This window comes from Serinicoccus marinus DSM 15273 (assembly GCF_008386315.1).
Classification (GTDB): Bacteria; Actinomycetota; Actinomycetes; order Actinomycetales; family Dermatophilaceae; genus Ornithinicoccus; species Ornithinicoccus marinus.
Window position 1 is genome coordinate 2,886,168 of the sequence record NZ_CP043808.1, and the last position, 15,926, is coordinate 2,902,093.

Annotated in this window: 17 protein-coding genes and 4 tRNA genes; 11 read left to right on the forward strand and 10 right to left on the reverse strand. The window is 71.2% G+C overall.

What is annotated here, in order from left to right; all coding sequences use genetic code 11:
- Window positions 1-39 precede the first annotated feature (39 nt).
- On the reverse strand, window positions 40-729 hold the full coding sequence (locus tag FU792_RS13885) for an arsenate reductase/protein-tyrosine-phosphatase family protein (protein WP_022926009.1): 690 nt from the start codon (window positions 727-729) through the stop codon (window positions 40-42).
- 45 nt (window positions 730-774) lie between these two features.
- On the opposite strand from FU792_RS13885, the gene FU792_RS13890 reads away from it, so the two are divergent.
- The 3 genes from FU792_RS13890 to FU792_RS13900 all read left to right on the forward strand — a co-directional run bounded on the left by FU792_RS13890 (window position 775) and on the right by FU792_RS13900 (window position 2,417).
- Window positions 775-1,515 (forward strand): aquaporin, encoded by a 741-nt coding sequence (locus FU792_RS13890; protein WP_022926010.1) that lies wholly within the window; start codon window positions 775-777, stop codon window positions 1,513-1,515.
- The gene (locus FU792_RS13895) at window positions 1,512-1,880 is read left to right on the forward strand and encodes a three-helix bundle dimerization domain-containing protein (RefSeq protein ID WP_420329319.1); all 369 of its coding nucleotides are present in this window, start codon (window positions 1,512-1,514) and stop codon (window positions 1,878-1,880) included. Before FU792_RS13890 ends, FU792_RS13895 begins: the two co-directional genes overlap by 4 nt.
- Before the next feature lie 108 nt (window positions 1,881-1,988).
- Window positions 1,989-2,417: an arsenate reductase ArsC gene (locus FU792_RS13900; RefSeq protein ID WP_022926012.1), complete on the forward strand. Its 429-nt coding sequence runs from the start codon at window positions 1,989-1,991 to the stop codon at window positions 2,415-2,417.
- A gap of 67 nt (window positions 2,418-2,484) precedes the next feature.
- On the opposite strand, the gene FU792_RS13905 is transcribed toward FU792_RS13900, so the two are convergent.
- Window positions 2,485-2,557, reverse strand: a tRNA-Arg gene (locus FU792_RS13905).
- A 125-nt stretch (window positions 2,558-2,682) separates the two neighbouring features.
- On the opposite strand from FU792_RS13905, the gene FU792_RS13910 reads away from it, so the two are divergent.
- The gene (locus FU792_RS13910; RefSeq protein WP_022926013.1) at window positions 2,683-2,898 is read left to right on the forward strand and encodes a hypothetical protein; all 216 of its coding nucleotides are present in this window, start codon (window positions 2,683-2,685) and stop codon (window positions 2,896-2,898) included.
- A gap of 58 nt (window positions 2,899-2,956) precedes the next feature.
- On the opposite strand, the gene FU792_RS13915 is transcribed toward FU792_RS13910, so the two are convergent.
- Window positions 2,957-3,048, reverse strand: a tRNA-Ser gene (locus FU792_RS13915).
- A gap of 117 nt (window positions 3,049-3,165) precedes the next feature.
- Between FU792_RS13915 and FU792_RS13920 the strand changes: the two genes are divergently transcribed.
- A complete protein-coding gene (locus FU792_RS13920) occupies window positions 3,166-4,953 on the forward strand; it encodes an LCP family protein (protein ID WP_149814835.1) in 1,788 nt (595 codons plus the stop codon).
- On the opposite strand, the gene FU792_RS13925 is transcribed toward FU792_RS13920, so the two are convergent.
- Window positions 4,863-5,066, reverse strand: a complete 204-nt coding sequence (locus tag FU792_RS13925; protein ID WP_022926015.1) for a cold-shock protein — start codon at window positions 5,064-5,066, stop codon at window positions 4,863-4,865. The genes FU792_RS13920 and FU792_RS13925 overlap by 91 nt on opposite strands.
- 213 nt (window positions 5,067-5,279) lie before the next feature.
- On the opposite strand from FU792_RS13925, the gene FU792_RS13930 reads away from it, so the two are divergent.
- Both FU792_RS13930 and FU792_RS13935 read left to right on the forward strand, forming a co-directional pair.
- Window positions 5,280-5,362 (forward strand) — tRNA-Ser (locus FU792_RS13930).
- Window positions 5,363-5,520: 158 nt separating this feature from the next.
- Window positions 5,521-5,868: a YtxH domain-containing protein gene (locus tag FU792_RS13935; RefSeq protein WP_022926016.1), complete on the forward strand. Its 348-nt coding sequence runs from the start codon at window positions 5,521-5,523 to the stop codon at window positions 5,866-5,868.
- Between the two features lie 88 nt (window positions 5,869-5,956).
- Here FU792_RS13935 and epsC read toward each other — a convergent pair whose 3' ends face one another.
- Together epsC and cysK are read right to left on the reverse strand one after the other, a co-directional pair.
- Window positions 5,957-6,580, reverse strand: a complete 624-nt coding sequence (gene epsC, locus FU792_RS13940) for a serine O-acetyltransferase EpsC (protein WP_022926017.1) — start codon at window positions 6,578-6,580, stop codon at window positions 5,957-5,959.
- Window positions 6,581-6,582: 2 nt separating this feature from the next.
- Window positions 6,583-7,518, reverse strand: coding sequence for a cysteine synthase A (gene cysK / locus FU792_RS13945; protein ID WP_022926018.1), 936 nt, complete (start codon window positions 7,516-7,518; stop codon window positions 6,583-6,585).
- Window positions 7,519-7,647: 129 nt separating this feature from the next.
- Here cysK and FU792_RS13950 point away from each other — a divergent pair, with 129 nt between their 5' ends.
- A complete protein-coding gene (locus FU792_RS13950; RefSeq protein ID WP_022926019.1) occupies window positions 7,648-9,969 on the forward strand; it encodes a (Fe-S)-binding protein in 2,322 nt (773 codons plus the stop codon).
- A gap of 33 nt (window positions 9,970-10,002) precedes the next feature.
- Here FU792_RS13950 and dcd read toward each other — a convergent pair whose 3' ends face one another.
- Entirely contained in the window at window positions 10,003-10,584 is a 582-nt protein-coding gene (gene dcd, locus FU792_RS13955; protein ID WP_149814836.1) for a dCTP deaminase, read from the reverse strand.
- An 81-nt stretch (window positions 10,585-10,665) separates the two neighbouring features.
- On the opposite strand from dcd, the gene FU792_RS13960 reads away from it, so the two are divergent.
- Window positions 10,666-10,739: transfer RNA gene (locus FU792_RS13960), tRNA-Gly, on the forward strand.
- 10 nt (window positions 10,740-10,749) lie between these two features.
- On the opposite strand, the gene cutA is transcribed toward FU792_RS13960, so the two are convergent.
- A complete protein-coding gene (gene cutA / locus FU792_RS13965) occupies window positions 10,750-11,124 on the reverse strand; it encodes a divalent-cation tolerance protein CutA (RefSeq protein ID WP_238705997.1) in 375 nt (124 codons plus the stop codon).
- Between the two features lie 13 nt (window positions 11,125-11,137).
- Entirely contained in the window at window positions 11,138-12,460 is a 1,323-nt protein-coding gene (locus FU792_RS13970; protein WP_022926022.1) for an aminotransferase class III-fold pyridoxal phosphate-dependent enzyme, read from the reverse strand.
- A 64-nt stretch (window positions 12,461-12,524) separates the two neighbouring features.
- Between FU792_RS13970 and FU792_RS13975 the strand changes: the two genes are divergently transcribed.
- Together FU792_RS13975 and FU792_RS13980 are read left to right on the forward strand one after the other, a co-directional pair.
- On the forward strand, window positions 12,525-14,156 hold the full coding sequence (locus tag FU792_RS13975; protein ID WP_022926023.1) for an AMP-binding protein: 1,632 nt from the start codon (window positions 12,525-12,527) through the stop codon (window positions 14,154-14,156).
- 74 nt (window positions 14,157-14,230) lie between these two features.
- Complete coding sequence (locus FU792_RS13980) at window positions 14,231-15,001, forward strand: SDR family NAD(P)-dependent oxidoreductase (RefSeq protein WP_022926024.1); 771 nt, start codon at window positions 14,231-14,233, stop codon at window positions 14,999-15,001.
- A gap of 48 nt (window positions 15,002-15,049) precedes the next feature.
- Here FU792_RS13980 and purU read toward each other — a convergent pair whose 3' ends face one another.
- Window positions 15,050-15,916 (reverse strand): formyltetrahydrofolate deformylase, encoded by an 867-nt coding sequence (gene purU, locus FU792_RS13985; RefSeq protein ID WP_028131205.1) that lies wholly within the window; start codon window positions 15,914-15,916, stop codon window positions 15,050-15,052.
- Between the last annotated feature and the right edge of the window lie 10 nt (window positions 15,917-15,926).

Here is a 15,926-nt window from a genome sequence, read left to right on the forward strand (position 1 = left end):
GACAACGCAATAACCAGCGTCTCGGGCTGACTTCTCTGCTCAGGTTGCCCGGGCACCCGGGGTGAGCGCGGGGACGAGGGCAGCGACCCGGGCGGCGAGGTCGTCGTGGGCCTCGTCGAAGGCGCGCGCCGTGCCGTTCCGGACCGGGTCAGGGACGGACCAGTGCAGCGCATCGGCGCCGCCGAGCTCCTCGTGCGCCCGGTCGCACACGGTGACGACGAGGTCGCCCGGCGTCAGCAGCCCGTCGACCTGCCGCGGCGCGACCTCTGGCAGCTCCAGGTCGTGCCGTCGCGCAGCGGCGAGCGCACCCGGCGCGATGCGCTCCCCCGGGTGCGTCCCGGCCGACACCGTGTCCACGGTGCTGGCCGCGCGCCAGAGCGCCGCGGCGAGATGCGAGCGGGCCGTGTTGGCGGTGCACACGAAGACCACGCGCTCGGCGGTGCCGAGGTCCGGCGCGGCAGGCGCCTCTCCCGGCGGCCCCCCGACGAGCGAGACGTAGGTCCGGCGGCCGTCGCCCTCCGAGCGGTGCCGGCACACCAGCCCGGCGTCCTCGAGCACCCTGAGGTGGTGCGCGAGCAGGTTGGACGAGAGGCCGAGACCCCTGCCGAGAGCCGAGACCGCACGGTCGGAGAGTGCCAGCGCGTCGACGATCCGCAGCCGGGTCGCGTCCGCCAGCGCCGCGTGCCGTCGCACCCGACGCTCCAGCTCGGCACTTTGCTCAATGTTCATTGCCTCAATCTTGACTGAGCAATCAAGGTCCGTCAAGATGCAGTCGTGACCACCCCTCCTCTCCCCCGACGCCTCCTCGCCGAGGGCATCGGCACCGCGCTGCTCGTCACCACCGTCGTCGGCTCCGGGATCATGGCCCAGCAACTCTCCCCCGACGACGTCGGGCTCCAGCTGCTGCAGAACTCCACCGCGACCGTCCTCGGGCTCTCGGTCCTCATCCTCGTCCTGGGCCCGGTGTCCGGCGCCCACTTCAACCCGATGGTGACGCTCACCGCGTGGTTCCTCGGGCGCCGGGACGGCTCCGGCCCGACCGCGACAGAAGGTATGGCGTACGCGGTCACCCAGGTCGTCGGCGGCATCGCGGGCTGCGTGCTCGCCAACCTCATGTTCGCCGTCCCGACGGCGCTGTCGACGACCGATCGGGCGACCGGTCCGCACCTGCTCGCCGAGGTCGTCGCGACCGCCGGCCTGGTGGGGCTCATCTTCGGGTTGCTGCGAGCGGGCCGCGAGGCCGTCGTCGCCCCCGCCGTCGGCGCCTACATCGGCGCCGCCTACTGGTTCACCAGCTCCACCTCCTTCGCGAACCCGGCGGTCACCATCGGCCGCATCTTCTCCGACACCTTCGCCGGGATCGCCCCGGCCTCCGCGCCTGGATTCGTCCTGGCCCAGGTCGTCGGCGCAGCGATCGGTGTGGCGGCCGTCCTCGCCCTCTTCCCCACCCCGCGGGAGTCCACGCCCATCGCCGTTCCCGACGAGCCCACATCCACCGCGGAGGCAGCAGGATGACCCCGACCCCCCTGAACGACGCCGACCCCTACGTCGGCATCGTCGACGACCTCGCCTACAGCTACGACGGCACCTTCTCGCGAGAGAGCATCGCCGCCGCCGTGCAGGAGGCCCGCGACCTGCTCGAGCCGCGCTCCACCATCCACACCTTCCTGCCGGTGCTGGTCGCACGGCAGGCACGCGAGCAGCTCATGGCCGCCGCGCAGGCCGAGGGCACGCCGCCGACGTCATCGTCACCATGGGGTGCGGCGACGCGTGCCCGGTCTTCCCGGGCAAGCGCTACGAGGACTGGTCCGTCGCCGATCCCGATGGTCAGCCGATCGAGCTCGTCCGCGAGATCCGCGACGACATCCAGGGGCGGGTGACGACCTTGCTGCGCCAGCTCCTGGACTGACCAGAGCGGCCCCGTAGCCCCGTCCTACGACCACCCTGACTCACCCTCCCGACGACGTCCGCACCCCGAGGAGATCAGCATGACCGTGACCACCGACAGTCGTCCTTCCGTCCTCTACGTCTGCGTCCACAACGCCGGCCGCTCCCAGATGGCCGCGGCCTACACCCACCACCTCTCCGGCGGCGCGGTCGAGGTCCGCTCGGCCGGCTCCGCCCCGGCGGACGAGGTCAACCCCGCGGTCCTGGAGGCGCTGCTCGAGGAGGGGATCGACATCTCGGCCCAGACCCCGAAGGTGCTCACCACCGAGGCGGTGCAGGCCTCCGACGTCGTCGTCACCATGGGCTGCGGCGACGCCTGCCCGATCTTCCCCGGCAAGCGCTACGAGGACTGGGCGCTGGCGGACCCGGCCGGGCGAGGCGTCGAGGCGGTCCGGCCGATCCGCGACGAGATCCGGTCTCGGGTGAGCGGGATGCTGCGCGAGCTCGGGGTGGAGCCGGTCGAGGGCTGAGCCACGGACATGGCGAAGGCCCCCACCGCAGCCGGTGGGGGCCTTCGTCCATCTGTCTCAACCAGAGCGCGCCCGAAGGGATTCGAACCCCTAACCTTCTGATCCGTAGTCAGATGCTCTATCCGTTGAGCTACGGGCGCTGGCGAACGACAACTCTAACGGATCGCCGTGGGCGGCTCCTAATCCGAGGACCTGGCACTCGCGGTGGTGCTCGGCGGCGCGGGGTGGCAGGCTGACCTTCCCTGGATCGAGGAGGTCGTGCACGATGAGCATCACCCCGGGCGAGGAGCCCCGAGCCCGCACCGACGAGCCCATGCTGGCCGAGGAGCCGCTGCCCCCGGGCAACGGGGACATCGAGGCCAAGGTGGAGGAGCTGGACAAGAAGCTGCGGGCATCGGGGTCGGACGAGGCCGCCGAGGCGCAGGACTCCAAGGAGCAGCCGGACGAGACGTCCGAGGGCGAGGAGGAGGACGTCTCCTGAGCGGGCGCAGACGCACAGAACCCCCGGGGCAGCGGCTCCGGGGGTTCTGGGTGTTCGGCGGAGGTGGAGGGATTTGAACCCTCGATCGGGCTATAAACCCGAAACCCGCTTAGCAGGCGGGCGCCATAGACCAGACTAGGCGACACCTCCACGGCGTGGATCAGGTTACCTGCCACCTCCGGCACGACCAAACACGCCTCTCTCAGCCCGTCACCAGCCTGGACTGGTAGGAGAGTATGGTTCCCGACGACCTGAAAGGCCCCACGCATGTCCGACAGCCGCGGCACCTCCGAGCGCGGGTCCGGTGCACCCGCATCGCGCTCGGAGTGGCGCTCCCGGCAGTCGTGGGCGGACCCGAGCCTGCGCCGCTCGCTCGGCCTCACCACCCTGAGCGCCGTGGTGCCCGGCTCCGGGCTCCTCGGGACCCCGCGACGCCGGCTGGGCCTGGTGATCGTCGCGCTCGCCCTGGTCGCGCTGCTCGTCGTCGGCGGGTATGCCCTGACCAACGGCCTGACCACGACCGCGCTGCAGACCGCCGCCGACACCGGGCGGCTCCGGGCCATCGCGGTCGTGCTCGTCCTCGGGACCCTGGTCTGGGTGAGCGGTATCGCGCTGACCGCGCTGGCCTCGGCACCACGTCGGCCCACCTCGGGCGGCCGCGCCGCGCTCGTGACGCTCACCACGGTGCTGTGCCTGGCGGTGACGGCCCCGGCGGTCTTCGGGGTGCGCTACATCACCGCCCACGTGGACGCTGTCGACAAGGTCTTCAGCTCCGGCGGCGTCGTCGGCGGGAGCGGCGGCGGCGGGGCCACGCCCACGTCGGTGGTCGGTGACGACCCCGACGACCCGTGGAAAGACCTCCCGCGGGTCAACGTCATGCTGCTCGGCTCCGACGGCTCGGACGCCCGCGAGGGGACGCGCACCGACACGATGATCGTCGCGAGCATCGACACCGAGACCGGGGACAGCGTCCTGTTCTCCATCCCCCGCAACCTGCAGCGGATCCCGCTCCCCCGGGACAACCCGCTCCACCGCGTCCACGGACCGGTCTACGACTGCGGCGACCAGTGCCTGATGAACAGCATCTGGACCGAGGCCGAGGCCACCGCCGAGCAGCACCCGGAGTGGTATGCCGACGACCCGACGCCGGGGCAGACGGCGACCCGCGAGGTGCTCTCCGGCATCCTCGGCATACCGATCCACCACACGGTGATCGTCAACATGGAGGGCTTCGCCGACCTGGTGGACGCCATGGGCGGGGTCCTCGTCAACGTCCAGGAGCGGATCCCGATCGGCGGGCGGACCTTCACCGACGCCAACGGCACCCTGCAGCTGGACCAGACCTCGGACTACGAGTGGCTCGAGGCGGGCTCGCACCGGCTCGACGGGCCCCAGGCGTTGGCCTACTCCCGCTCCCGGGTGACCTCCGACGACTTCTCCCGGATGCGGCGGCAGCGCTGCATGGTGGCGGCGGTCGTCGACCAGGTCGAGCCGATGACGATGCTGCAGCGCTACCCTCAGATCATCGGGGCGGTGGGCGACAACGTCGTGACCGACCTGCCGCAGGAGGACCTCGACGAGTGGGCAGGGCTGGTGCTGCAGGTGCAGGGGGCGACGATGAGCAGCCTTCCCTTCACCGGCGCCAACATCGACACCGTCGACCCCAACTACTCCCAGATCCGCGCGCGCGTCTACGAGGCGCTCAACCCCGCGCCGGCCCCGGAGCCCCCGCCCGGGGAGGCCACCGCCACCAGCGCGCCGGAGGACGAGGCGCAGGAGACCACCGAGGCACCCCGGAGGAACCTGCGGCGACCACCTCGGAGGAGCCCACCGACGAGCTCGAGGACGTCGGGGCGGTCTGCGGCTGATCGGCACGAACCACCGCGGTCGATCGAGGTATGCGGAAGGCCCCCGCCACCTGATGGTGACGGGGGCCTTCGCGGAAGCTCTAGGAGCGGCCTACCTCAGACCGGGCGAACAGCGTCCGCCTGCGGCCCCTTGGGGCTCTGGGTGACGTCGAACTCGACCCGCTGGGCCTCCTCGAGCGTCCGGTAGCCGTTGGTCTCGATGGCCGAGTAGTGGACGAACACGTCGGGGCCACCGCCATCCTGAGCGATGAAGCCGAAGCCCTTCTCCGCGTTGAACCACTTCACGGTTCCCTGTGCCATGGGCGATCTTCTTTCTGCTGTGCTTGTGCATGTGCAACCGCCCGCAGGGCGCGGACGGTGGTGGTGGTGAACCCCCCAGCTCACTCGCGAGAAGATGCAACGCCAACCAAGACACCACGCTATCAGCCGCACAGCCCGGACGTGGCATCGCGCCACCGTGCGATGATGGGCACCGCCAGGTCCGGCTCCCCCGCACCGGAGCCGCCCCGGCCTGGAGGGTTCGCATAGTGGCCTAGTGCAGGCGCCTTGAAAGCGCCCGAGGGAGACCTCCGTGGGTTCGAATCCCACACCCTCCGCCGATGTGTCACACGCACGACGTACGCTCCACCGCCACCACAGACGAGGCTGTCGGTCCCGGCGACCCGAGCGCGCGAGGCGCTGCCCCAGCCCGCCGACGGGGCGAGGCGGCTGTATGGTCGGGGACGAACGCACGACCATCACGAAGGAGTCAACGATGCGCAACAAGCTGATGCTGCTCGTCGGTGCGGCCGCAGGCTACGTCCTGGGGGCGCGTGCCGGGCGCGAGCGCTACGACCAGATCGCCGACCAGGCCAACAAGGCCTGGAGCAACCCCAAGGTCCAGGAGACCGTCGAGCAGGTCAAGGCCAAGGCCCCCGAGATCGGCCAGAAGGTCAGCGACCAGGCCCGCGGGAAGGCTGAAGAGGTCAAGTCCCGCGTGAGCGGCCACGAGACCACCGGCACCGACGGGTCCTACGAGAACCGCACCGGCAGCCTGGACGGCGACGGCGAGGCGACCGTCGACACCACCGGCTTCGGCCCGGGTGGCGAGAAGCTGCCCTGACACCCGCCCGAGCACGACGAAGGCCCACCTCCGGTCCGGAGGTGGGCCTTCGGCATACCCGGTGATCCCGCGGTATACCGGTCTTCGCTCAGATCCAGATCGCCGGGTCGTCGTAGAGCGCCTGCTGCGGGTCGCTGCCGGGCTCGGGACGCCGCACCGAGGCGGGGATGCCGGTCGCGACGGCCATGGACGGCACGTCCTTGGTGACCACCGCGTTGGCGCCGACCTGGGCCCCGTGACCGACGGCGATGTCACCCAGGATCTTCGCCCCGGCGCCCACGGTGACGCCGTCGCCCAGGGTCGGGTGCCGCTTGATCGTCGGGTCGAGCGAGCGCCCGCCCAGGGTCACGCCGTGGTAGAGCATGACGTCGTCGCCGATCTCGGCGGTCTCGCCGATGACGACACCCATGCCGTGGTCGACGAAGAAGCGCCGTCCGATGCTCGCCCCCGGGTGGATCTCCACCCCGGTCGCCGACCGCGCCGCCTGCGAGAGCAGCCGGGCGGGCAGTCGCAGGCCGGCCCCCCACATCGCGTGGCTGGCGCGGTGCACCCACAGGGCGTGCAGCCCGGGCGAGGCGAGGGCCATCTCGACCCGGCTGCTCGTCGCCGGGTCACGCTCGATCGCGGCGTCGAGGTCCTCCCGCGCCGAGGCCACGGCCCGCCGCAGGGCACCTGCCCCGCGGCGCGCGTGCTCGCTGAACCGGTGGACCATGCTCAGTCCCGCAGGTCCTCGAAGAGCACGGTGGACAGGTAGCGCTCGCCGAAGGAGGGGATGATCACGACGATGGTCTTGCCGGCGTTCTCCGGCCGCTTCGCGACCTCGAGGGCACCCCAGACGTTGGCGCCGGAGGAGATGCCGGCGAGCACGCCCTCCTCGGTGGCCAGCGAGCGGGCCACGCGCAGGGCATCATCGAGCTGCACGTCGACGACCTCGTCGTAAAGCTCGGTGTCGAGGATCTCCGGCACGAAGTTGGCGCCCAGGCCCTGGATCTTGTGCGGTCCGGGCTGGCCACCGGTGAGGATCGGGCTGTCGGCGGGCTCGACGACGACCAGGCCGACGTCCGGCTTCTGCTCCCGCAGGTAGCGACCGGCACCGGTGATCGTGCCGCCGGTGCCGACGCCGGCGACGAAGATGTCGACCGTCCCGTCGGTGTCCTCCCAGACCTCCGGCCCGGTCGTCTCGTAGTGGACCTTGATGTTGGCCGGGTTGGCGAACTGCCGGGCGCGGACGGCGCCGCGCTCGGCGGCGATCTCGTCGGCCTTGGCGACGGCGCCCTTCATGCCCTCCGGGCCGGGGGTGAGGACCAGCTCGGCGCCGTAGGCGCGCAGCAGGGCACGGCGCTCCAGGCTCATCGTCTCCGGCATGGCCAGCACGACCTGGTAGCCCCGGGCGGCGCCGACCATGGCCAGCGCGATGCCGGTGTTGCCCGAGGTGCCCTCGACGATGGTGCCGCCGGGCTTCAGCTCACCGGCCTCGACGGCGGCGTCGATGATCGAGGCGCCGATGCGGTCCTTCACGGAGGCGGCCGGGTTCTGGGACTCCATCTTGAGCAGGACCTGCGTCCCCTCGGGGAGCCCCTCTGCGAGACGGTTGAGCCGGACCAGCGGGGTCCCTCCGATGGCCTGGGTGATGTCGTCGTGAACGCGCACGGGATGGTGCCTTTCGTCGGGGCCTGGTGCTCTCTCGGCAAGTTATACATCGGGCAACACCACGTTATTCCATGGGACGGCACGCGCACCACGCCGCACGACGTCGGCGGGGGAGTCTAGGCTTCGGTCATGTCGTTCGGAGTGCTGCAGGTCCTCGCCATCGTCGTCGCGGGCCTGGTGACCCTGGCCGCGGTCGCGTTGTTCGTGCGCACGATCGCCGGTTTCGTCGAGCAGTTCCGCCTCGGGCAGCCCACGCAGCGCGCCGACGAGCCCGGCGCGCGGACGGTGACGCTGCTCCGTGAGGTGCTCGGGCATACCCGGATGGGTCGCAAGCCCTGGGTGGCGGTCGCGCACTGGGTCGTCATGGTCTCCTTCGGCCTGCTCTTCCTCACCCTGGTGCAGGCCTACGGTCAGCTGGTCGACCCGCACTTCGTCCTGCCCCTCATCGGCCACTTCTGGCCCTACGAGTGGCTGACCGAGCTCTTCGGCTGGGGCGCCGTCGTCGGTATCGTCGCGCTCATCGTCGTGCGGCAGCGGCAGCACCCGCGCCGCCTGGGCCGCCGGTCCCGCTTCTGGGGGTCGACCTTCTGGCAGGCGTACGTCGTCGAGCTGGTCATCCTCGGTGTCGGGCTGTGCATCGTGGCGCTGCGCGCCCTGGAGTATGCCCTCGGCCGGGTCACCGGCGAGGCCTGGGCCACGGCGCTGCACTTCCCGCTCACCGCGTGGATCGGGACGCTCCTCGACGGCCTCGCGGTCGACACCCTCGAGGGCGCGATCATCGCGGTGGCACTGCTCAAGATCCTCATCTCGATGGCCTGGATGATCATCATCGCGCGCACCCCCACGATGGGCGTCGCCTGGCACCGGTTCCTCGCCTTCTTCAACATCTGGTTCAAGCGGCACCCCGACGGCCGTACCTCGCTGGGGGCCGTGCAGCCGATCGCGGTCGGCGGCGAGCCGGTCGACTTCGAGAACATCGAGGACCTCGACGAGGACGCCGCGCTCGGCGTCGGCAAGGTCGAGGACTTCACCTGGAAGGGCCTGCTCGACTTCTCCACCTGCACCGAGTGCGGCCGCTGCCAGGAGCAGTGCCCGGCCTGGCACACCGAGAAGCCGCTGTCGCCGAAGATGCTCGTCACGAGCCTGCGCGACCAGCACCACGCCGTCGCGCCCTGGCTGCTCGCCGGGCAGGAGCACCGGGACGCCGCCGCCCAGGCGCTGGAGGCCGCGGGAGGTGCGGACGCGGACGGACTCCCCGAGGAGCTGCACGGCATACCGACCAGCGCGGTCATCGCCGCCCAGCGGCCGCTCGTCGGTGAGACCGAGGGCGACCCGACCGTGCCCGACGGTGGCGGCGTCATCGACCCCGACGTCCTGTGGTCGTGCACCACCTGCGGCGCCTGCGTGGAACAGTGCCCGGTCGACATCGAGCACGTCGACGCCATCGTCGACATGCGCCGCTACCAGAACCTCATCGAGTCGGCCTTCCCCCACGAGCTGGGCGGCCTGTTCAAGAACCTCGAGAACAAGGGCAACCCCTGGGGCATGAACGCCCGGCTGCGGATGGACTGGGCCAAGGGCCTCGACTTCGACATCCCCATCGTGGGCGAGGACCTCGAGAGCCTCGCCGAGATGGACTACCTCTTCTGGGTCGGCTGCGCCGGCGCCTTCGAGGACCGGGCCAAGAAGACCACCCGCGCGGTCGCCGAGCTGCTGCACACCGCCGGAGTCAGCTTCGCGGTCCTCGGCGACGGGGAGAGCTGCACCGGCGACCCGGCGCGGCGCAGCGGCAACGAGTTCCTCTTCCAGATGCTCGCGATGCAGAACGTCGAGGTGCTCAACGAGGTCGGCGCCACGAAGATCGTCGTCACCTGCGCGCACTGCTTCAACACGCTGAAGAACGAGTACCCCCAGGTGGGTGGCCAGTTCGAGGTCGTCCACCACACCCAGCTGCTCAACCGGCTGGTGCGCGAGAAGCGGCTGACGCCGGTCTCCCGTCCGGACACCGCCGACACCTCCGGCGTCGCCTCCACCGCCGGCACGGTGACCTACCACGACCCGTGCTACCTCGGTCGCCACAACCAGGTGTATGCCCCGCCCCGTGAGCTGCTCGGCGCGCTGCCCGGGGTGGAGCTCACCGAGATGCCGCGGCACGCCGAGAAGTCCTTCTGCTGCGGCGCCGGCGGTGCCCGCATGTGGATGGAGGAGAAGCTCGGGACGCGCATCAACCTCAACCGCACCGAGGAGGCGCTGGGCACCGGCGCGGACCGGATCGCGATCGGCTGCCCGTTCTGCCGGGTGATGCTCTCCGACGGGCTCACGCAGAAGCAGGCTGAGGGCACGGGCGAGCAGGTCGAGGTGGTCGACGTCGCCCAGATGCTGCTCGCCGCGGTGCGTCGGGGCGAGAGCCCGGAGCCGGCCGAGGCCGCGGACAGCGAGCCGGTCGCCTAGCACCGGGCCGCCGGCCGCCGCAGACCGGCGGCGTCAGCGGCGGACGTCGACGCGGGTGAAGTTGGACCACGACCGGCTGGCGGTCGGACCCCGCTGGCCCTGGTAGTGGCTGCCCTTGGCCGAACTGCCGTAGGGATGCTCGGAGGCCGAGCTGAGCCGGAAGAAGCACAGCTGACCGATCTTCATCCCGGGGTGGAGCACGATCGGGAGGGTCGCCACGTTGGACAGCTCGAGGGTCACGTGGCCGGTGAAACCCGGGTCCACGAAGCCCGCCGCGGCGTGCGTCAGCAGGCCCAGGCGCCCCAGCGACGACTTGCCCTCGACCCGCGCGGCGATGTCGTCGGGGAGGGAGACCTCCTCGTAGGTGGACCCGAGCACGAACTCGCCGGGATGCAGCACGAAGCTCTCCTGCGGCTCGACCTCGACCAGACGGGTCAGGTCCGGCTGCTCCTGCGCCGGGTCGATGACCGCGTACTTGTGGTTGTCGAAGAGCCGGAAGAAGCGGTCCAGGCGGATGTCCACGCTCGAGGGCTGGACCATCTGCGGGTCCCACGGGTCCAGCCGGACCCGTCCGGCGTCGACGGCGGCGAGGATGTCGCGATCGGAGAGCAGCACGCCGACACCCTAACCGGGGCGGCTTTGGTGAGCGCCAGCAGCGATGGTTATCATGGCTGCGCCCTCGTGATCGAGGGCGCTGCGGGCGTAGTTCAATGGTAGAACATCAGCTTCCCAAGCTGAATACGCGAGTTCGATTCTCGTCGCCCGCTCCATCCCGTCGGCTCAGCCGGTGGACTCCAGGCCCCACCCGGCCTGGTCACGGCCCTGCAGGTGGTCGGTGATCCAGTCGACGTACTCCCCCAGGGCAGAGGTCACCGGCACCGCCATCACCTCCGGCACCTCGTAGCCGTGCAGGGACTTCGTCGCCCCGACGAGGTCGTCGAAGTTCCCCTCGGTGGTCTTCGCCAGCAGCAACCACTCCTGGCTCTCGTGGACCCGGCCGCGCCAACTGTAGACGGAGGTCATCGGGCCCAGGATCTGCACGCAGCCCGCCAGCCGACGGCCGACGAGCTCCTCGGAGATGTTCTTGGCCGACTCCTTGGTGGGCACGCTGATGCGTACCTCGATCAGCTGTGGTCGTTCCTTCATGTCGCTCATCTCGTCACGGGGGTCACGGGATCGCGTCCGCCAGCGCGTCCGCGAGGATCCCGACGCCACGATCGGCGTCCTCGTGGCTGATCACGCACGGCGGCACGAGATGCACACGGTTGGCGACGATCAGCGGCCACATCCCCCGCTTCACACAGCCTGCCTGCACCGCCTTCATCGTCTCACCACCGGCCGGTCGGCGCGAGCCTTGGTCCGAGACCAGCTCCACGGCCCAGAAGACTCCCAGCCCGCGCACGTCCCCCACCAGCGGATTCGTGCCCAGCAGCGCGGTCGCCGCGGGGCCGAGGCTGCGCTCGCCCACCTCCGCGGCGTGCTCCACGACCCCCTCGTCGCGCATGATCTCGATCGCTGCCAGCGCCGAGGCGGTCGCGAGCGCGTGGCCTGAGTAGGTCAGCCCCCCGGGCAGCGGTCGCTCGTCGAAGGTCGCCGCCACCTCGTCGGAGACGATCACGCCGCCGAGCGGGACATACCCGGAGTTCACGCCCTTGGCGAAGGTCACCAGGTCGGGGCGGACGCCCCAGTGGTCGAGGGCGAGCCAGGCCCCGGTGCGGCCGAAGCCGCACATCACCTCGTCCAGGATCAGCAGGATGCCCAGCTCGTCGCACAGCGCCCGCACCCCCTCCAGATAGCCCGGCGGCGGCACGAGGATGCCGTTGGACCCGACCACCGTCTCCAGGATGATGGCGGCGACCTGGTGCGACCCCTCCGCCTCGACGGTGTGCCGCAGGTGGGCGAGCGCGCGCTCGCTCTCCTCCTGCGGCGTGCTCGCGTGGAACTCGCTGCGGTAGAGGTGCGGGCCCCAGAAGTGGGCGACGCCGGGCATACCCGGCTCGGCGCCCCAGCGGCGCGGCTCCCCGGTGAGCGTGATCGCCCCCGCGGTCGCGCCGTGGTAGCTGCGGTAGGCCGCCAGGATCTTGTGCCGGCCGGTGTGCGCCCGCGCCATCCGCAGCGCGTTCTCGTTGGCCTCCGCACCGCCGTTGGTGAAGAAGACCTTGCTCAACCCCTCCGGGGCCACGCCGGCGATGGCGGCGGCGGCGCGCGCCCGGCTCTCCTGCGCGAAGGAGGGCGCCACGGTCGTGAGTCCTCCGGCGGCCTCGGCGATCGCCGCGGACAGCCGTGGGTGCTGGTAGCCGATGTTGACGTTGACCAACTGCGAGGTGAAGTCGAGGAAGCGGCGCCCCTGGTGGTCCCAGAAGTAGGCGCCCTCTCCCCCGGCCAGCGGCAGCGGGTCGATCGCGGCCTGCGCCGACCAGGAGGTCAGGACGTGCGCCCGGGAGAGCTCCCGGATGCGCGCCTCGCGGGTCTGGTCGGGTGAGATCGTCATACACGGCACTGTAGGGGACCTCGCCGCGGTGGTGCCCGCGCCGCGGGGCGGGCAGGATGGGGCCATGTCCGAGGCACTGGCGCACGACATCGGCGCGACCGACCCTCCGCTGCTGGACCAGACCATCGGCGAGAGCCTCGACGCCACGGCGGAGGAGCACGGGGACCGCGAGGCTCTGGTCGAGGTCGCGACCGGCCGCCGCTGGACGTATGCCGAGCTGCGCGGCGACGTGAACCTGCTCGCGCGGGCGTTCGTCGCCTCCGGCGTCCGCCGCGGCGACCGGGTCGGCATCTGGGCGCCGAACTGTGCCGAGTGGACCCTCGTGCAGCTGGCGACGGCGAAGATCGGCGCGATCCTCGTGACCATCAACCCGGCATACCGCTCGCACGAGCTCGCCTTCGTGCTGCGGCAGGCGGGGGTCAGCACGGTGGTGGTCGCGCAGGAGTTCAAGGGGTCGCGCTACCCGGACCTGGTCGAGCAGGTGCGCGAGGAGTGCCCCGAGCTGGTGCAGGTGCTCGTCATCGGCGACGCGGCGTGGGAGGACCTCCTCGCCGGGGCGCACCAGGTCAGCCCGGGCCGGCTGGCCGAGCTGCAGGGGTCGCTGACCCCGGACGAGCCGATCAACATCCAGTACACCTCGGGCACCACCGGCTTCCCCAGGGGCGCGACGCTGTCGCACCGCAACATCCTCAACAACGGCTACTTCGTCGGGGAGGGGTGCCGCTACACCGAACGCGACGTGATCTGCATACCGGTGCCCTTCTACCACTGCTTCGGCATGGTCATGGGCAATCTCGCCGCGGTGACGCACGGCTCCTCGATGGTGATCCCCGGGCCCGGCTTCGACCCCGCCGCGACGCTGCGGGCGGTGCGCGAGGAGCGGTGCACCTCGCTCTACGGCGTGCCCACGATGTTCATCGCCGAGCTGGAGCTCATCGGGTCCGACGACGACTACTCCCTCGACGACCTGGCCACGGTCCGGACCGGGATCATGGCCGGCTCGCTGTGCCCGGCCTCGGTGATGCGCTCGCTCATCGATGCGGGCGTGCGGGAGATGACGATCTGCTACGGCATGACCGAGACCTCGCCGGTGTCGACCCAGACCGCCACCTCGGACCCTTTCGAGAAGAAGGTCGGCACCGTCGGCCGCGTCGGGCCGCACCTCGAGGTGCAGGTGGTCGACCCCACGACACGCGAGGTGCTGCAGCGCGGGGAGCCGGGCGAGCTCTGCACCGCCGGCTACTCGGTGATGCTCGGCTACTGGGAGGAGCCGGAGAAGACCGCCGAGGTCCTGCGGGACGGCTGGATGTCCACCGGCGACATCGCCGTGATGGACGAGGACGGGTATGTCGAGATCACCGGCCGCATCAAGGACATGGTGATCCGGGGCGGGGAGAACATCTACCCGCGAGAGGTCGAGGAGTTCCTCTACACCCACCCCGACGTGGTCGACGCCCAGGTGGTGGGCGTGCCGGACGAGCGCTACGGCGAGGAGCTCATGGCCTGGTTGCGGTTGCGCGAGGGCGCCGAGGAGCTCACGGCCGAGGCGGTCAGGGAGTTCTGCACCGGATCGCTGGCGCACTACAAGATCCCCCGGCACGTGCAGGTGGTCGACGAGTTCCCGATGACGGTGACCGGCAAGGTGCGCAAGGTCGAGCTGCGCGAGCGCGGCGAGGAGATCCTCCGCCACCCCTGACCGCCACCGAGCGCCGCGAATGGTTGCCCCCAGCCCCACCGAGCGTCGTTCGTGGTTGCTGGCAGGATCGGGGTATGCCTCTCGACTACGCCCAGATGTTCCGTCTCGACGGGCGGCACGCCGTCGTGCTCGGGTGCGGCGGCATCGGTGCCGAGATCGTGGCCGGCCTGGCCGCGCAGGGGGCGCGGGTCAGCTGCCTCGACAAAGACCCGGCGGTCGCCGAGGCCGCGCTCGAGCGCGCGCCGGGCGGGGCGGCATACCCCGTCGATGTGCTCGACCCGGACGGCCTGCGACCTATGGCTGACGCCCTCGGCGGCGTCGACGTGCTCGTGCTGACCGCGGCGATGAACGTGCGCAAGCGGCTGCTGGACTACAGCGCCGAGGAGTTCGACCGGGTCGTGGCCCTCAACCTGCGCGGGACCTTCGACGCGGTGCGGGCCTTCGCGCCGCGCATGGCCGAGCGGGGTCGCGGATCGATCGTCGCGCTGACCTCGATCCGCGCGGTGACCGTCGAGCCGGGGCAGGGGGTGTATGCCGCGACCAAGGCCGGCGTGCAGCAGCTCGTCCGGACCTGGGCGGCCGAGCTCGGGCCGGCCGGCGTGCGGATCAACGCGGTCGCGCCCGGCGTGGTGGCGACCCCGTTGACCCAGCAGATCCGCGACGACGCCGAGTGGGACCGGGCGTATGCCGAGAAGTCGGCGCTCGGTCGCTGGGCGCGGCCGGAGGAGCTGGTCGGGGCGACGTGCTGGCTGGCGTCCGACGCCGCGAGCTTCGTCACCGGCAGCCAGGTCATGGTCGACGGCGGCTGGACCGCGATCGACGGACGGTTCACCCCGCCCACCTGAGGCGCGCGCCAGGGAGTCAGGCCAACCATGGGCGACGCCCGGTCGGGGTCAGCTGAAGACGATGGTGCGGCCGCCGCGCAGGACCACGCGGTGCTCGGCGTGCCAGCGGATCGCCCGCGAGAAGGCTGCCGCCTCGACCTCCTGGCCCTGCTGGGCGAGCTGGGCGGGGGTGAGCCGGTGGTCGACCCGGCGGAAGTCCTGCTCGATGATCGGGCCCTCGTCCAGGTCGGCCGTCACGTAGTGCGCTGTCGCACCGATGACCTTGACACCGCGGTCGTGCGCCTGGGTGTAGGGCTTGGCCCCCTTGAAGCTCGGCAGCAGGGAGTGGTGGATGTTGATGATCCGCCCGGAGTAGTCACGGCACAGGTCCGGCGAGAGGACCTGCATGTAGCGCGCCAGCGCGATGGTGTCGACGTCGTGATCGTCGACGATCCCGCGCAGCCGCGCCTCGGCCTCCGGCTTGGTGTCGGCGGTGATCGGGACGTGGTGGAAGGGGATGCCGTGCCACTCCGCCAGGCCACGGAAGTCCTCGTGGTTCGACACGATCGCCGGGATCGTCACCGGCAGCTGCCCGGTCCGCGCCCGGAAGAGCAGGTCGTTGAGGCAGTGACCCATGCGGCTCACCATGACGAGCAGCCGGTGCGGCTCGGCGCGGTCGTGCACCTGCCACTGACCCGCCAACCCGTCCGCGACCGGGGTCAGACCGGCCCGGAGCGCCTCGACCTCGATCGGGCTCCCCTCCCGGGTGGCCTCCATGCGCAGGTGGAACTCGCCGGTGCTCGGGTCGGCGAACTGCTGGCTCTCGGTGATCGTCAGGTCGTGCTCGAGCATCGCGCCCGCGACGGCATGGACGACGCCGGCGCGGTCCGGACAGGAGAGGGTCAGCACGAAGTCACGGCTCGTCTCGGGGCTCACGGCCGCCCAG

Excerpts from the sequence above, each read along its gene's own strand:
- FU792_RS13885 (WP_022926009.1), bottom strand. The coding sequence starts at position 729 with ATGAACATTGAGCAAAGTGCCGAGCTGGAGCGTCGGGTGCGACGGCAC.
- FU792_RS13895 (WP_420329319.1), top strand. The coding sequence starts at position 1,512 with ATGACCCCGACCCCCCTGAACGACGCCGACCCCTACGTCGGCATCGTC.
- FU792_RS13900 (WP_022926012.1), top strand. The coding sequence starts at position 1,989 with ATGACCGTGACCACCGACAGTCGTCCTTCCGTCCTCTACGTCTGCGTC.
- FU792_RS13910 (WP_022926013.1), top strand. The coding sequence starts at position 2,683 with ATGAGCATCACCCCGGGCGAGGAGCCCCGAGCCCGCACCGACGAGCCC.
- FU792_RS13920 (WP_149814835.1), top strand. The coding sequence starts at position 3,166 with ATGTCCGACAGCCGCGGCACCTCCGAGCGCGGGTCCGGTGCACCCGCA.
- FU792_RS13925 (WP_022926015.1), bottom strand. The coding sequence starts at position 5,066 with ATGGCACAGGGAACCGTGAAGTGGTTCAACGCGGAGAAGGGCTTCGGC.
- FU792_RS13935 (WP_022926016.1), top strand. The coding sequence starts at position 5,521 with ATGCGCAACAAGCTGATGCTGCTCGTCGGTGCGGCCGCAGGCTACGTC.
- epsC (WP_022926017.1), bottom strand. The coding sequence starts at position 6,580 with ATGGTCCACCGGTTCAGCGAGCACGCGCGCCGCGGGGCAGGTGCCCTG.
- FU792_RS13950 (WP_022926019.1), top strand. The coding sequence starts at position 7,648 with ATGTCGTTCGGAGTGCTGCAGGTCCTCGCCATCGTCGTCGCGGGCCTG.
- cutA (WP_238705997.1), bottom strand. The coding sequence starts at position 11,124 with ATGAGCGACATGAAGGAACGACCACAGCTGATCGAGGTACGCATCAGC.
- FU792_RS13970 (WP_022926022.1), bottom strand. The coding sequence starts at position 12,460 with ATGACGATCTCACCCGACCAGACCCGCGAGGCGCGCATCCGGGAGCTC.
- FU792_RS13975 (WP_022926023.1), top strand. The coding sequence starts at position 12,525 with ATGTCCGAGGCACTGGCGCACGACATCGGCGCGACCGACCCTCCGCTG.
- FU792_RS13980 (WP_022926024.1), top strand. The coding sequence starts at position 14,231 with ATGCCTCTCGACTACGCCCAGATGTTCCGTCTCGACGGGCGGCACGCC.